Origin of the sequence: Microtetraspora sp. NBRC 16547, from assembly GCF_030268965.1 — a bacterium.
GTDB lineage: Bacteria > Actinomycetota > Actinomycetes > Streptosporangiales > Streptosporangiaceae > Microtetraspora.
The window spans coordinates 182912-196775 of sequence record NZ_BSSE01000010.1; the positions used below are offsets into that span (position 1 = coordinate 182912).

Below are 13864 nucleotides of genomic sequence, written 5' to 3' on the forward strand. Positions count from 1 at the left end.
GACAAGTGGCCGGATCGGGCAGTCTTTGTATCGCTCGGTTGATACAAAGGAGAAAGCATGGGCTCTGTGGTCCCCCTTGGCCTTGTGGCGCTGCTGGTGCCGGTCGCCGGGCTCCTCGCGGTGCTGATATCGCTGAACCGCGTGGTCCGGGTGCCGGTTGGCACTGATCTTTCTGCGCTGCGCGTCACGACGACACGGCTCTTCTGGGCGCGGCTCGCCGGGCTGGTGGCCGGCCTCGCAGCTTCCGGGCTCGTGTTGAGCTGGGACGGCCTCGGCCGGGGGCCCATGCTGGCCGCCCCCGTCCTGAGCATCGGCCTTCTGCTCGGCACGCTGGCGGGAGAGCTCGCCGCGCCACGCCCCCACGGGCCGATCAGGGGTGCGTCACTGGAGATCAGGAGGGCGCGTGACTACCTGCCGAGGTTCTCCGCGTGGCTGGCCGGCGCGCTCTCGCTGGTCGCCGCCGTGTTGCTGTCCGTCACCTCCGTCACGGCGAGCGCCGACGACATGGGGCGTGCCGGGCGGGCGCTGGCCATGAGCAGCCCCGACGGCACGGTGCGCAGCGTGACCGGTCCGTGGCCCGGCTGGTTCTACGCGTGGCCCATGCTGGCTGTGCTCGCGACCGCGTTCCTGCTCTCCGCGTTGGTGGTGCATCGCGTCGTGCAGCGTGGACGCCCGGGCCTCGACGTGGCGGCGAGGGCCGTGGACGACGCGCAGCGGGCCCACTCCGCCCGCGTGGTCACCGCGGCCTACGGCCTCTGCGTGGCCCTGCCGCTGATCGGTGTCGCGCTCGTCGCCGCTGAAGCCCTCTTCAGACACAGCGACTTCGCCGGCTGGGTCGCGCCCGCGGCGTCCGGTCTCCTGGGGGTCGCGCTCTTCGCCGCGGGCTCGGCCACCTGGTACCTGGCCGAGTTGCTCTCCCGGCCCACGATCAGACCATCATGATCGAGGTCGATGTCACCAGTCCCTCACCTCCGTACGAGCAGATCCGGGCACAGTTCGCAAAGCTGATCAAGTGCGGGGTGCTGGCCGTCGGCACTCGGCTGCCTCCGGTGCGTCAGCTCGCCGCCGACCTCGGCCTTGCGACGGGCACGGTGGCGCGGGCGTACAAGGAGCTGGAGCAGGCTGGATACGTCACCGGAAAGCGCGGGGGCGGCACCCGCGTTCTGCCGCAACCCGAACCTCGGATGGCGCGAGCGGAGCTGATCAGGAGCCAGGCCCGCGCCTATCTCGCCGAGGTGATCCGCCTAGGGGGATCCGCCGAGGAAGCGATCGCCACCCTGTCCGAAGTGGTCGCCCTGTCAGACACCGCCGCGGCCGCCCATCCGGCCGACCCCGATCTACATGTTTAGCTCGGCGTAGCCGCCTCGACCGCGCCGACAGCGCGGCTGGACGGACCGACCGGCTGCGGGGGTGGCAAGGTTGGGAGGGATTTAGGGAAGCGTTAGCGTCGGGCCTGGCAGGCTGGCAGCGTGAACCGGCGCTCGCTCATCGGGATCCTCGGCTGGCTGATCGCGGCCGCCGTCGCCACCGTGACCAGCACCTGGGCGATCTCCCTGCTCGGGGAGGGGCTGACCCAGAAGGTGGTGTCGCCCATGAGCCAGGCGGACGTCGACCGGGCGCTCGCCGCCGCCACCGCGCCCGGGCGGACAGTCACGCCGACCCCGTCCCCGACAGGGCGGATCACGGCGCCGACCCCCTCCCCGACAGGGCGGATCATGTCGCCGAGCCCGTCCGTGACCGTGACGGGCGGCGCCAGTCGCGCGTTCACCGTCCCCGGCGGGTCCTTCGTGGCGAGCTGCGACGGTGGTCTGGCCTCCCTGCTGTCGTGGAGCCCCGCCCAGGGGTATGCCGCCGACGACGTGGACCGGGGACCGGATCGGGAGGTCAAGGTGGAGTTCGAGTCGGAGGCCGACAAGGTGACCGTCAAGATCACCTGTTCCGGAGGGGTTCCCGTACCGTCCGCGAAAGTCCACGATGACTGAGCGTCGCACCAGACGCCTCCGGCGTGACAGGTCCATCCGCCGAGGGCGTGACGGCTGGGGCGAGCCGGGCGCCATGCGCGGCAGGGCTTGACTCGTCAGAGACGAGCCAGGGCGCCGGCGTAGATCTCGACCGCCTCCTCGATCCGTGAGATCTCGCAGTACTCGTCGGTGACGTGCGCCTGCTCGGGCTCACCCGGGCCGCAGATCACGGCGGGAACCCCGCCGCAGGCCGCGACCAGCACCGAGGCGTCGGTGAAGTAGCTCGCCGCGGGCCGGTCGCCCGGTGGCCGGGCACCCGCGGCGAGCAACGCCTGGACGAAGGCGTCGTCCGGGTCGGTCCACACCGCGGGCAGGTCGGTCAGCACCTCGAGCGACGTCTCCCCGCCAAGAGCGTTCCCCAGCCGCTCGCGCAGCTCCGCGTGGTCCTGACCGGTGACGGTGCGCATGTCCACGGTCGCCTCGGCGAGATCGGGGACGGAGTTCACGTTGATCCCTCCGTGCACCGTGCCCACGTTGGCCGTCGGCGCCCCGAGCCACGGATGCGCGGGAACGCCGGGGTCGAAGCGCTCCACCGCGCCGATCGCGCGGGCCAGCTTGTAGATCGCGTTGTCTCCCAGATGCGGCATCGAGCCGTGCGCCGTCCGGCCGCGGGCGACCGCCTTCAGCCACAACGCGCCCTTGTGCCCGAGCAGGGCGCGGTTGGCGGTCGGCTCGGCCACGAGCATCGCCCGTGCCTGCCCGACCATCCCGAGGGCGATCATGTCGATCGCGCCCTCGCAGCCGGTCTCCTCGCCCGCGGTGAGGACGACCTCCAGGGCCGCGCGGGGCCCCGAGCCGCGTACGTGCCGTTCGGCGGCGACCACGAGCGCGGCGACCCCGGCCTTCATGTCGCTGGATCCGCGCCCGTACAGCCGGTCGCCGTCCACCTCGGCGGCGTGCGGATCATGCGCCCAGGCCTGGCCGCCCAGCGGCACCGTGTCCAGGTGCCCGGTGAGGACGACCGGCGTACCGGCTCCCCAGCGGGCCACCAGGCCGGTACGGCCGGGCGCGTAGCGATGCTCCCGGACGTCGAAACCCGCCGCCGACAGGCGTCGGGCGAGCGGCTCGGCGACCGCCGCCTCGCCGCCGCCCACCGAGTCGATCCTGATCAGCTCGCGGGCCAGCTCTACCGCCTCACTCACGCGGCTCCCCCTTCCTTTCCGCCGCCGGCGGTCACCGGACGGCTGGTCTCACGTACGACGAGCTGGGGGGCGATCGCGACGCGCTGGGCGGGCCGCGGGGCGCCCATCCGGACCTGGCCGAGCAGGCGTACGGCCTCCGCGGCCATCTCCTCGACCGGTTGGCGGACCGTGGTCAGCGGCGGGTCGCACATCGCGGCGTGGCCGACGTCGTCGAATCCCACGACCGACACGTCGTCGGGCACCCGGACGCCGCCCATCCTGAGAGCGCGCACCAGGCCGACGGCTATCTGGTCGTTTCCGCAGATGACCGCGTCGGGCATGGCGTCACCGCCGAGCAGCAGGCGGCCTGCCTCGATGCCCCATTCGAGGGTGAACTCGCCGAGCAGCGGCGGCGCGGTGGCCACTCCCGCACGGGCGGCGGCGCGCTCGAAGCCGGACAGCCGCGACCGGGCCGAGGAGTTCATCAGGCGGCTGCCCACGAACACCACTCGCCGCGCGCCTCCCTCGGCCACGTGGTCGACCGCCTGCGCCAGAGCCGAGTCGTCGTCCACGCCCACCCAGTCGGCTCCGCCGCCTTCGATGTGCCGGTCGACCTGGACGAGGGGGACCCGCCGGGCGGCGTTCAGCACCGCGGGGACGCTGGCCTCGATGTCGCAGGGGCTGATGATGAGGCCGTCCACCCGCCGGGCCAGCAGCGTGTCGAGCCGCCTGGCCTCGATGTCGGGGCGGTACTGCGAGGCGCACAGCAGCAGATCGCGCCCGGTCTGCTGGAGCTGGTGCTCGACCGCCTCCACGATCGTGGTGAAGAACGGGTTGCCGATGCCGGGCACGATCATGCCGATCGTCCCAGTCGTCTGGTCACGCAGCGCCTTGGCGACCGCGTTCGGCTGGTATCCCAGCTCGGCGGCGGCGCGTGCCACGCGCTCGGCGATGTCCGGGGTGACCTTGCGGCGCCCGGAGAGGGCGCGGGACGCCGAGGCCACGGAGACGCCGGCCGCTCGGGCCACGTCGTGGATTGTCACGCCCATCGAGTAATCACCGTGTAATCGATTTCCCTGTCGCGGTCGGGCCAACCCGGCGGTGCGCCGTGCTGTGAGCTCCATCACTGATGGAGTTCAGCAGAACGATAGATCGTTCTGGGGCTTACGTCACCTTGACGCCCGTTTGGCCTGCTCGCTAGCATCCCAGAAATTGGTAATCGATTACCACACTCCCCACACTTTTCCTTGCGGCTCCTATTGAGCGGCCCCCGAAAGGCTGATCCGATGGCACGATCCATTCGACTCACCCGCATGACCACGGCGACCGCACTTCTCGCGACCGGCCTGCTGGCCGCCGCGTGCGGTGGCACGGACGACTCCGGTACCGCGGCCTCGGGCGGCGGAGGCAAGCCGAAGGTCGGGCTGGTCCAGATCAACCAGCAGGCGATCTTCTTCAACGAGATGAACGCCGGCGCCCAGCAGGCGGCGAAGGAGGCGGGCGTCGATCTGACGATCTTCAACGCCAACGACGACCCCGCCAAGCAGAACGAGGCCATCGACAACTTCGTCCAGCAGCAGTTCGACGCCGTCGTCGTGGTGGCCATCGACGTCGAGGGCATCAAGCCCGCCGTCAAGATCGCCAAGGATGCCGGGCTGAAGGTCGTCGCGGTCGACGCCATCGTGGACTCCCCGTCCGTCGACACCCAGGTCGGCGTGGACAACGCGGCCGCCGCCCAGCAGGCCGGCGCGTTCGTGAACGACTGGGCCAAGGCGCAGAACCTCTCCGAGCCCAAGATCGGCGTCGTCGGCGCGCTCAACTCGTTCATCCAGAACATCCGTAAGGACGACTTCGTCAAGACGGTCGAGGGCGCGGGCTCGAAGATCGTGCAGACGGTCGACGGCCAGAACAAGCAGGAGGCCGCCATGACGGCCGCCGAGAACCTGCTCACCTCCCGTTCCGACATGAACGTCGTCTACGCCACCGGCGAGCCGGCTCTCCTCGGCACCGTGGCCGCGGTGAAGTCGCAGAACGCGGCCGACCGGGTCAAGGTCTTCGGCTGGGACCTCACCAAGGAGGCGATCAGCGGCATCGACGCCGGGTTCGTCGCCGGAGTCGTCCAGCAGGACCCGAAGACCGAGGGCTACGAGGCGGTCAAGGAGGCCAAGGCCCTGGTCGGCGGCGACCAGGCCAAGAAGAAGATCGACGTGCCGGTGACGATCGTGACCAAGGACAACGTCGACCAGTACCGGGCCACCTTCAAGTGAGCGACGAGACGGCACCGGCAACCGGACGGAAAGCAGAGGAGGTGAAACCCGTGGCCTCAACGGACGGCGCCGCCGAGCGCACCGTCGACCGGGTGGTCATGCGCGACATCCGCAAACGCTACGGAATGGTCGACGCGCTGCGCGGCGTGACACTGCGCGTCGGCCCGGGTGAGGTGATCGGGCTCGTCGGCGACAACGCCGCCGGAAAGTCCACCCTCATGAAGGTGCTCGCGGGCGCGGTCGTGCCGGACTCCGGTGAGATCGTCTTCGACGGGCGGACGGTCTCGTTCGCCACGCCGCGCGACGCCCGCGAGCTCGGCATCGAGATGGTCTACCAGGACCTCGCGCTCTGCGACGACATCGACGTGGCCGGCAACCTCTTCCTCGGGCGCGAGCCCCGCAAGGCGGGCGGCCTGCTGCTCGACATCGCGAAGATGCACAAGGACGCCCGCCACCACCTGGACGCGCTCAACATCCGGATCCCGCTCACCGACATCCCGGTGGGCGGCCTCTCCGGAGGGCAGCGCCAGGCCGTGGCCATCGCCCGCGCGGTGACCTTCGGCCCGAAGCTGCTCATCCTCGACGAGCCCACCGCGGCGCTGGCCGTCGCCGAGGTCGAGACCGTACTCGAACTGATCAAGACGGTCTCCGCCCAGGGAGTCTCGGTCATCCTGATCACGCACCGCCTGCAGGACCTGTTCCGGGTCTGCGACCGGCTCTGCGTGATGTACGAGGGCACCCTGCGGGCCGACCTCGACGCCCGGGCTACCAGCCTGGAGCGGCTCGTCTCCGAGATCGTCGCCCACGACCAGATCGACCCCGGGAAGAGCGGGCAGGGGCGGCAGGAGCACGACAAGACCGAGGGAGCGCGACGGTGACCGCCACCAGCGAGCGGGTCGTGACCACGAGGTCGGCCCGCGCCAACGCCCACATCGGCAAGCACGCGCAGACGATCGCGATCGGCGTCGTGCTGGTCGTCCTGCTGATCTTCTTCGCGTTCTCCGCCGACCGGTTCGCCACCACGGGCAACATGTTCAACCTGTTGCGGCAGATCTCGCCCACGCTGATCGTCGCGGTCGCGATGACGTTCGTGATCAGCACCTCCGGCATCGACCTGTCGGTCGGCTCGACGGTCGCGCTGTCGGGATCGCTGCTGGCCATCGTGCTGCAGCACGGCTGGAATCCGACCCTGGCGCTGGTCGCCATCCTCGCGCTCGGCGCGCTGATCGGCTTCGTCAACGGCTGGTTCTCGTCGTACCAGAACATCCCGCCCTTCATCGTCACGCTGGCCATGCTGTCGATCATGCGGGGCACCGCGCTGCGCGCCACCGAGGGGTACTCCACCCCGATCGACGGCGAGCTGTGGATCGTCCAGCTCGGGCAGGGCCGCGTCGCCGGGATCCCGGTCCCGGTCATCTTCGCCGTCGTCATCGCGGCGGTCGGCTGGCTCACCCTCACGCGTACGCCGTTCGGGCGGTACGTGATCGGCCTCGGCTCCAACGGCGAGTCGCTGCGCCGCACCGGCGTGAACACCCGGAAGGTCGGGCTGGCCGTCTACGTGCTCACCGGCCTCGCCGCCGCCCTCGCCGGCGTGCTGATCGCGACCCGGCTCAGCTCCGGCTCCTCGAACGCGGGCACCGGGTTCGAGCTGGAGGTCATCACCGCCGTGGTCCTCGGCGGCACCAGCCTGTTCGGCGGCAGGGGCAGCATGCTCGGCACCATCCTGGGCGCGCTCACCCTCGGCGTCATCGCCAACGGCCTCGTGCTGCTGCACGTCTCGCCGTTCTACGTCCAGATCGTGCAGGGCTCCATCCTCCTGCTGGCGATCTTCGCCAACAGCAAGGTCTGGGCCAGATTCGGAGCGGTGCGGAAATGACCCCTGTGACCGGGAACGCCGGGCACGCCGGGACCGCGAGCACCGCGAGCACCGCGGTGACCGTGACCACGGTGCTCGGCGCGGTCCCCGTCAAGGAGCTCGGCATCACGCTCTGCCACGAGCACCTGCGCAACGACGGCGCCAGCGCCTGGCACCCGGCCCACGAGGGCGACTCCGAGGGCGAGCTGATCGCGGATTCGCCGCTGCGGATGGAGTTCCTCGGCCGGCTGCGCAACGATCCGTACCTCTCCCGCGACAACGTGTCCCTCGACGACACCGACGTCGCGATCGAGGAGGTGGCGCGGTTCGCCGCCCGCGGCGGCCGCACTCTGCTCGAGGTGACCCCCGAGGGCATCGGCCGGGCCCCGGCCGAGCTGGCCGCGATCGCCCGCGCCACCGGTCTGAACATCGTGATGGGTTGCGGCTTCTACCTGGAGCGCACCCACCCGGCGCGGGTCCGCGACATGAGCGTCGCGGACGTCGCCGACGAGATCGTGCGCGACCTCACGGAGGGCGTCGGCGGAGTACGCGCCGGCGTGATCGGCGAGATCGGCGTCTCCCCGGACTTCACCGCAGAGGAGGAGAAGGTCCTCCGCGGCGCCGCGCGGGCGCAGGCCCGCGCCGGGGTGCCGCTCTCCGTGCACCTGCCCGGCTGGGTACGGCACGGCCACCGCGTGCTCGACGTCATCGCCGAGGAAGGCGGCAGCATTGGGGCCACCGTGCTGTCGCATCTCAACCCGAGCGGGCGGGACCGCGACTACCAGGTCGCGCTGGCCACCCGCGGCGCGTACCTCGGGTACGACATGTGCGGCATGGAATACGACTATCCGGGCGAGGGCCAGTCCCCGTGCGACGACGACAACGCCGCCGCGATCGCGTGGCTGCACCGCGCCGGGCTGGGCCACCGGGTGCTGCTGTCCCAGGACGTGTTCCTCAAGACCATGCTGGTCCGCTACGGCGGCACCGGTTACGCCCACATCCTGACCCACTTCGTGCCGCGGCTGCACCGCCACGGGCTGACTCCCGCGGACACCTCGCGGATGCTCGCGGACAACCCGCGCGACCTCTTCCTGGCCGCCGCGGCGCGCTGACAGCTCGCCGCGCGCTGCCATCCCGCGGCGCGCCGGCTGTGCCGCGGCGCGGCGCGGCCCAATGCGCCGCGTCCCCATTCCACACCCCGACACAATCGACACCCACTGAAGGAGACATCCCCATGACCCGCGTGCTGGTCGCCGGCGAATCGTGGGTGAGCGTATCGACCCACTACAAGGGCTTCGACGCGTTCACCTCGACCACCTACCACACCGGTTTCGAGCCGCTGCGGGACGTTCTGGTCGCCGACGGCGTCGAGGTCGACCACCTCCCGGCGCACGACGTGCCCAAGCTGTTCCCCGGGACGCTCGACGCCCTCTCCGCGTACGACGTCATCGTGCTCTCCGACATCGGCGCCAACAGCATCCTGCTGCACCCCGACACCTGGCTGTCCTGCGGCAAGACGGTCAACCGCATCGAGCTGCTCGCGGACTGGGTGGAGCAGGGCGGCGGCCTCGCGATGGCGGGCGGCTACCTGAGCTTCCAGGGATTCGAGGCCAAGGCCGCCTACAGCGGCACCGCCGTCGAGCGGGTGCTGCCCGCCCGGATCTCCCGGTACGACGACCGGGTGGAGACGCCGCAGGGCGTGCCCGGCGCCCTCGTCGACCCCTCGCACCCCATCGTGGCCGGACTTCCCGCCGAGTGGCCCGCGCTGCTCGGGTACAACAGGTTCGAGGTGCCCGAGGACGCCACGCTGCTCGCCACGGTCGGCGGCGACCCGCTGCTCTCGGTACGCGAGGCCGGGGCCGGCCGCACGCTGGCGTGGGCGTCGGACATCGCGCCACACTGGTGCCCTGAGGAGTTCATGGCGTGGGAGGGCTACGCGACCCTGTTCACCCGCGCCGTCCGCTGGCTGGCCAAGGAGATCTGACGTGCCCATCCCGGTGATCCTGGACTGCGACCCCGGCCATGACGACGCCATGGCCATCCTGCTCGCGGTGGCCAACCCGGCGATCGACCTGCTCGCCGTGTCCACTGTCGCGGGGAACCAGACCGTGGAGAAGACGGCGCTCAACGCCAGGCGGATGCTCAGCCTGGCGGGGGTCACCGGGGTGCCCGTCGCGGCCGGCTGCGACCGGCCGCTGACCGGGACCCTGGAGGTCGGCGACTACGTGCACGGGGAGAGCGGGCTGGACGGCCCGGCGTTCGGCGAGCCGAATGTGCCTCTCGACCCGCGCCACGGCGTCGAGCTCATCCACGACACCCTCGCGGCGGCGGACGAGCCGGTCACGATCGTGGCCATCGGGCCGCTGACCAACATCGCCACCCTGTTCCGGCGCTACCCCGGCGACCGGGACCGGATCCGCGAGATTGTGATCATGGGGGGCTCGACGGAGCGGGGCAACCACACCCCGTACGCCGAGTTCAACATCGTCACCGACCCGGAGGCCGCGGCCGAGGTGCTCGACAGCGGCGTCCCGACGACGTGGGTGGGGCTCAACGTCAGCCACCAGGCACTGGTCACCCGCGACGTCCTCGACCGCATCGCCGCGCTCGACACCCCGCTGGCCCGCGTCTGCGTGGAGCTGCTCACCTTCTTCGGGTCGAGCTACCACCAGGCGTGGGGCTTCGAGGCGCCGCCGCTGCACGACCCGATCACCATCGCGTACCTGATCGACCCTCAGGTCATGACGTACGCGCGGGTGGGGCTGCGGATCGAGCTCGAAGGCGCGTACACCAGGGGCGCCACGGTCGCGGACCTGCACGGGCGGATGGACTGGGAGCCCAACGCGAACGTGGGCCTGATCCTCGACCGGGACCGCTTCTGGGACCTGATGATCGGCGCGATCGAGACGTTGGGCGCCTCAAAGTAGCCCACGACTTGTAGAGACGCCTGTCGGGGATCCTCCGGGATCACCCGGTGGGCCGAGATCAACGCGCACGTGTGACGCACGATCAGGAAAAGCGCCCCGCCGCCATCCAGGCGACGGGGCGCAGTCGTGCGGGGATTCAGCGCTTGGCCGGCCACGTGCCCCCGGGGCGGATGCCCGTCAGCGCGCGCCGATCGGTGTGCGGACCCGGCTGGGTCCGGCGGCCGTCTACACGATGGTGCCGCTCCAGAGGTTCTTGGCCGCGCTGTAGACACCGAAGAACTCGCCGTCGAAGTACGGGGAGACACTGGTGTCGTAGCGGTTGTCGCCGTCGGTGTCGGAGACGCTGATCGTGATGCCGTTGAGGTAGCCGGAGCGGTTGCCATTGCTGTAGTTGTACAGCCAGGCGGAGCCGAGGGAGCCTTCACCGGTGAAGGGGGAGTCGACGCCGATGAGCTGCTCGCCGTTGATGTCCGGAGCCATGGCGTTGAAGGTCTTGCCGTAGCTCCGTTCGAGGGTCTGGCCTGTGTAGGGCTGGGTTCCGTCGGGGTTGGGTCCGGCCGGGTAGCCGAAGACGTCGATAGAAGAAGTCGTCGTCTGGTTGTAGGCGAGGCCCTGCCCGCCGACGTTTTCGACCAGCCTCCCGCTGTCGGTCAGCATGCCGGAGGAAGACAGGACGACGCCGTTGTACACAGTTACGAAGGCGAAGTCGCGGTCGTAGTCCTCGTACACGTCGAAGTCGTAATGGACGAAGGCCTGCTTTCCGACGTAAAGGCCCCACGGGGTGGTTCCCTCGGAGTAGCCGGGAACGAAGACCCACTTGTCGAGCATGGCGCCGGCGCTCTGAGTGTCCTTCACACAGTGACCGGCCGTGGCGACGAGGTTGCGGTAAGGCGACATCATGGCGGTGCCCGCACACCAGTGCGGCTGTCCGTCGGCGCCGAGGAAGAACACCTTGCCCGAGGTCGTGGGCAGTTTCCCCTTCGGCGAGGTCGGGCCCGGCGCCGGCGGGACCACGCCGGGCTTGCCGTCCGGGACGATGGGGGTGGACGTCTGCTCACTGTGGGCCACGGTCTGTACGGCGTAGGGCGTGGCGCTCTTCAAGTTGGCGGCTCCATCGGCGAGCCAGAACGTCGCGACCTCCCGAGCGGTCGCCGCAGTCGAGGCCAGGGGGGCCGCTACCACGTCCGCGGCCTGAGCCGGTGCGGAGACGACAGTGGAGCCCAGCAAACCTAAGCCAGCGCCTAACGCGACCAGTGCCCGCCTCATGCTTGATCTCTCCGTCCAGTCATGGGGCGTCCTTCGCGGGCCCCGTCAGCATGGAAAATCGGCCCGGGTGATCAGCGTGGCCGGGCAGGAGGATGATCTTACCCATTGTCGAATATCTTGTGAAGAATCCGCTCTTGCGGACGCGAACCTGCACATTGCACAGGCTGTTCGGGTACGCGACCGGCCTGAGTACGGCGAGGGGGCGCTGGGCGGGGTTATTTCGATAGATGGTGATCTGGCTTTTCCAGTCGCCCCCGCTCGACCACTGACGGCGGAGGCCGGGGCCTCCGCCGGATCAGCCGGCGGCCTCCTCAGGAGGCGCGAAGACGCGGAGCTCGGTGCCTCCCGGTTGGGTGGGTTCTTCCACCTTGTCACGCATGAGGCCCATCGACGCACACCTTGAGGATCGTCCCGGACCGTGTGTCCGCTGTATGTTCGAAGGCCTGCCGATCTTCTCCGGCCGAGGCCGTCCCGCATCGGGACGGGCGCGGTGAGAACACCGGGGACGCCGCCGCGAGCGGCTCGTCCACAAGGTGAGGCGCGGGCATCGGGCGGCCGGTGGCGATGCGGCAGACTGATCTGTAGGTCTTGTGAGTGTTCTGTTGTGACCGGCCAACACGCGGGCCAGCGTGGCGGCCCGCGTGAAGGCCGGTGTGCCGGCCCGAGTGGGGCCGGCATTGAAGGAGCGTGAGAAGCCCATGGCCCATGAGCGTGCGGGACTGCCCGCCCGGCCGTCCGATCTCGTCGACGTGGCCCGTCTCGTCACCGCGTACTACGCGCTGCACCCGGACCCCGAGCAGGTGGGGCAGCGGGTGGCCTTCGGGACGTCGGGGCACCGCGGTTCGGCGCTGAACACGGCGTTCAACGAGGACCACATCCTTGCCACCAGTCAGGCGATCTGTGAGTTCAGGGCGATGAAGGGGGTGGACGGGCCGCTGTTCCTCGGCGCCGACACGCACGCCTTGTCCGAGCCCGCGCGGGTGTCCGCGCTTGAGGTGTTCGCCGCCAACGGCGTGACCGTGCTGATCGACAGCAGGGACGGCTACACGCCGACCCCGGCCGTCTCGCACGCCATCTTGACCCACAACCGCGGCCGTACATCCGGCCTGGCGGACGGGGTCGTGGTGACCCCGTCGCACAACCCGCCCGCCGACGGCGGCTTCAAGTACAACCCGCCGAACGGCGGCCCGGCGGACACCGACGCCACCGGGTGGATCCAGGACCGGGCCAACGCGCTGATCGCGGGCGGGCTGAAGGAAGTCAGGCGCGTGCCGTACGCGCGGGCCCTGGCAGCCGAGACGACCGGCCGGTACGACTTCCTGTCCGCGTACGTGGACGACCTCGGGTCGGTGCTCGACCTGGACGCGATCAGGAACGCGGGCGTGCGGATCGGCGCCGACCCGCTCGGCGGCGCGTCCGTGGCCTACTGGGGAGAGATCTCCGAGCGGCACCGGCTGGACCTGACCGTGGTGAACCCTCTCGTCGATCCGACCTGGCGGTTCATGACGCTCGACTGGGACGGCAAGATCCGCATGGACTGCTCCTCGCCGTACGCGATGGCGTCCCTGATCGCGAACCGGGACGCCTACGACGTGTCCACCGGCAACGACGCCGACGCTGACCGGCACGGCATCGTCACCCCCGACGCCGGGCTGATGAACCCCAACCACTTCCTGGCCGCGGCGATCTCCTATCTGTACGGCCACCGGCCCGGCTGGCGGGCAGCCGCCGGGGTCGGCAAGACCCTGGTCAGCAGCAGCATGATCGACCGGGTCGCGGCCGGCCTGAAGCGGCGTCTCGTCGAGGTCCCCGTCGGGTTCAAATGGTTCGTGCCAGGGCTGCTCGACGGGTCCCTCGGGTTCGGCGGCGAGGAGAGCGCGGGCGCGTCCTTCCTCCGCCGCGACGGCTCGGTGTGGACCACGGACAAGGACGGCATCATCATGGCGCTGCTCGCCGCCGAGATGCTCGCCGTCACCGGGCGCTCGCCCAGCCAGCTGTACGCCGACCTGGTCACGCGCTTCGGGAACCCGGCGTACGCGCGGGTGGACGCGCCCGCCACGCGCGAGGAGAAGGCGGTGCTGTCCAGGCTGTCCGCCGACCAGGTCACCGCCGACACCCTCGCGGGCGAGTCGATCACGGAGGTGCTCACGACCGCGCCCGGCAACGGGGCGCCCATCGGCGGGCTGAAGGTCTGCACCGCCAACGCCTGGTTCGCGGCGCGTCCCTCGGGCACCGAGGACGTGTACAAGATCTACGCTGAGTCGTTCCACGGTCCCGAGCACCTCGGCCAGGTGCAGGAGGAGGCCCGCGAACTCGTGAGCGACGCCCTGCGCGCCTGACGCTCACCGGCATTCAGCGCCTGACATTCGGCGCCTGACACGCTGCGCCTGACACCCGGGAGGACAGC

13 protein-coding genes are annotated in these 13864 nt (G+C 70.5%); 10 read left to right on the forward strand and 3 right to left on the reverse strand.

All coding sequences use genetic code 11. The features are described 5' to 3' along the window. Positions 1-57: 57 nt before the first annotated feature. The 3 genes from QSK17_RS16535 (at position 58) to QSK17_RS16545 (ending at position 1982) form a co-directional block, all read left to right on the forward strand. Positions 58-942, forward strand: a complete 885-nt coding sequence (locus QSK17_RS16535; protein ID WP_285705663.1) for a hypothetical protein — start codon at positions 58-60, stop codon at positions 940-942. Then, on the forward strand, positions 939-1349 hold the full coding sequence (locus tag QSK17_RS16540) for a GntR family transcriptional regulator (protein ID WP_285705665.1): 411 nt from the start codon (positions 939-941) through the stop codon (positions 1347-1349). Before QSK17_RS16535 ends, QSK17_RS16540 begins: the two co-directional genes overlap by 4 nt. 120 nt (positions 1350-1469) lie before the next feature. Next, a complete protein-coding gene (locus tag QSK17_RS16545; protein WP_285705666.1) occupies positions 1470-1982 on the forward strand; it encodes a hypothetical protein in 513 nt (170 codons plus the stop codon). A gap of 95 nt (positions 1983-2077) precedes the next feature. Here QSK17_RS16545 and QSK17_RS16550 read toward each other — a convergent pair whose 3' ends face one another. Both QSK17_RS16550 and QSK17_RS16555 read right to left on the reverse strand, forming a co-directional pair. Further along, positions 2078-3163 carry a M20 family metallopeptidase gene (locus QSK17_RS16550; protein ID WP_285705667.1) on the reverse strand — a complete coding sequence of 362 codons (1086 nt, stop codon included), beginning with the start codon at positions 3161-3163 and terminating at the stop codon, positions 2078-2080. Beyond that, the gene (locus tag QSK17_RS16555; protein WP_285705668.1) at positions 3160-4191 is read right to left on the reverse strand and encodes a LacI family DNA-binding transcriptional regulator; all 1032 of its coding nucleotides are present in this window, start codon (positions 4189-4191) and stop codon (positions 3160-3162) included. The genes QSK17_RS16550 and QSK17_RS16555 overlap by 4 nt, the downstream gene beginning before the upstream one ends. 264 nt (positions 4192-4455) lie before the next feature. Between QSK17_RS16555 and QSK17_RS16560 the strand changes: the two genes are divergently transcribed. From QSK17_RS16560 to QSK17_RS16585, 6 genes are all read left to right on the forward strand, one after another. Beyond that, complete coding sequence (locus QSK17_RS16560) at positions 4456-5409, forward strand: substrate-binding domain-containing protein (RefSeq protein WP_285705669.1); 954 nt, start codon at positions 4456-4458, stop codon at positions 5407-5409. 50 nt (positions 5410-5459) lie between these two features. Then, positions 5460-6287 carry an ATP-binding cassette domain-containing protein gene (locus QSK17_RS16565; RefSeq protein ID WP_285705670.1) on the forward strand — a complete coding sequence of 276 codons (828 nt, stop codon included), beginning with the start codon at positions 5460-5462 and terminating at the stop codon, positions 6285-6287. Further along, positions 6284-7285, forward strand: a complete 1002-nt coding sequence (locus tag QSK17_RS16570; RefSeq protein ID WP_285705671.1) for an ABC transporter permease — start codon at positions 6284-6286, stop codon at positions 7283-7285. The genes QSK17_RS16565 and QSK17_RS16570 overlap by 4 nt, the downstream gene beginning before the upstream one ends. Further along, a complete protein-coding gene (locus QSK17_RS16575) occupies positions 7282-8376 on the forward strand; it encodes a phosphotriesterase family protein (RefSeq protein ID WP_285705672.1) in 1095 nt (364 codons plus the stop codon). The genes QSK17_RS16570 and QSK17_RS16575 overlap by 4 nt, the downstream gene beginning before the upstream one ends. Positions 8377-8498: 122 nt before the next feature. Then, positions 8499-9248: a glutamine amidotransferase gene (locus QSK17_RS16580; protein ID WP_285705674.1), complete on the forward strand. Its 750-nt coding sequence runs from the start codon at positions 8499-8501 to the stop codon at positions 9246-9248. Between the two features lies 1 nt (position 9249). Then, entirely contained in the window at positions 9250-10191 is a 942-nt protein-coding gene (locus QSK17_RS16585) for a nucleoside hydrolase (protein WP_285705675.1), read from the forward strand. 225 nt (positions 10192-10416) lie between these two features. Here the strand turns inward: QSK17_RS16585 and QSK17_RS16590 are convergent, their stop codons facing one another. Then, positions 10417-11292 (reverse strand): trypsin-like serine peptidase, encoded by an 876-nt coding sequence (locus QSK17_RS16590; RefSeq protein ID WP_285705676.1) that lies wholly within the window; start codon positions 11290-11292, stop codon positions 10417-10419. Between the two features lie 863 nt (positions 11293-12155). On the opposite strand from QSK17_RS16590, the gene pgm reads away from it, so the two are divergent. After that, a complete protein-coding gene (gene pgm / locus QSK17_RS16595) occupies positions 12156-13796 on the forward strand; it encodes a phosphoglucomutase (alpha-D-glucose-1,6-bisphosphate-dependent) (RefSeq protein WP_285705677.1) in 1641 nt (546 codons plus the stop codon). Positions 13797-13864 lie beyond the last annotated feature (68 nt).

Bases quoted from the DNA above. Each gene is read 5' to 3' on its own strand.
- QSK17_RS16535 (WP_285705663.1), top strand. From the start codon at position 58: ATGGGCTCTGTGGTCCCCCTTGGCCTTGTGGCGCTGCTGGTGCCGGTC.
- QSK17_RS16540 (WP_285705665.1), top strand. From the start codon at position 939: ATGATCGAGGTCGATGTCACCAGTCCCTCACCTCCGTACGAGCAGATC.
- QSK17_RS16555 (WP_285705668.1), bottom strand. From the start codon at position 4,191: ATGGGCGTGACAATCCACGACGTGGCCCGAGCGGCCGGCGTCTCCGTG.
- QSK17_RS16560 (WP_285705669.1), top strand. From the start codon at position 4,456: ATGACCACGGCGACCGCACTTCTCGCGACCGGCCTGCTGGCCGCCGCG.
- QSK17_RS16575 (WP_285705672.1), top strand. From the start codon at position 7,282: ATGACCCCTGTGACCGGGAACGCCGGGCACGCCGGGACCGCGAGCACC.
- QSK17_RS16580 (WP_285705674.1), top strand. From the start codon at position 8,499: ATGACCCGCGTGCTGGTCGCCGGCGAATCGTGGGTGAGCGTATCGACC.
- pgm (WP_285705677.1), top strand. From the start codon at position 12,156: ATGGCCCATGAGCGTGCGGGACTGCCCGCCCGGCCGTCCGATCTCGTC.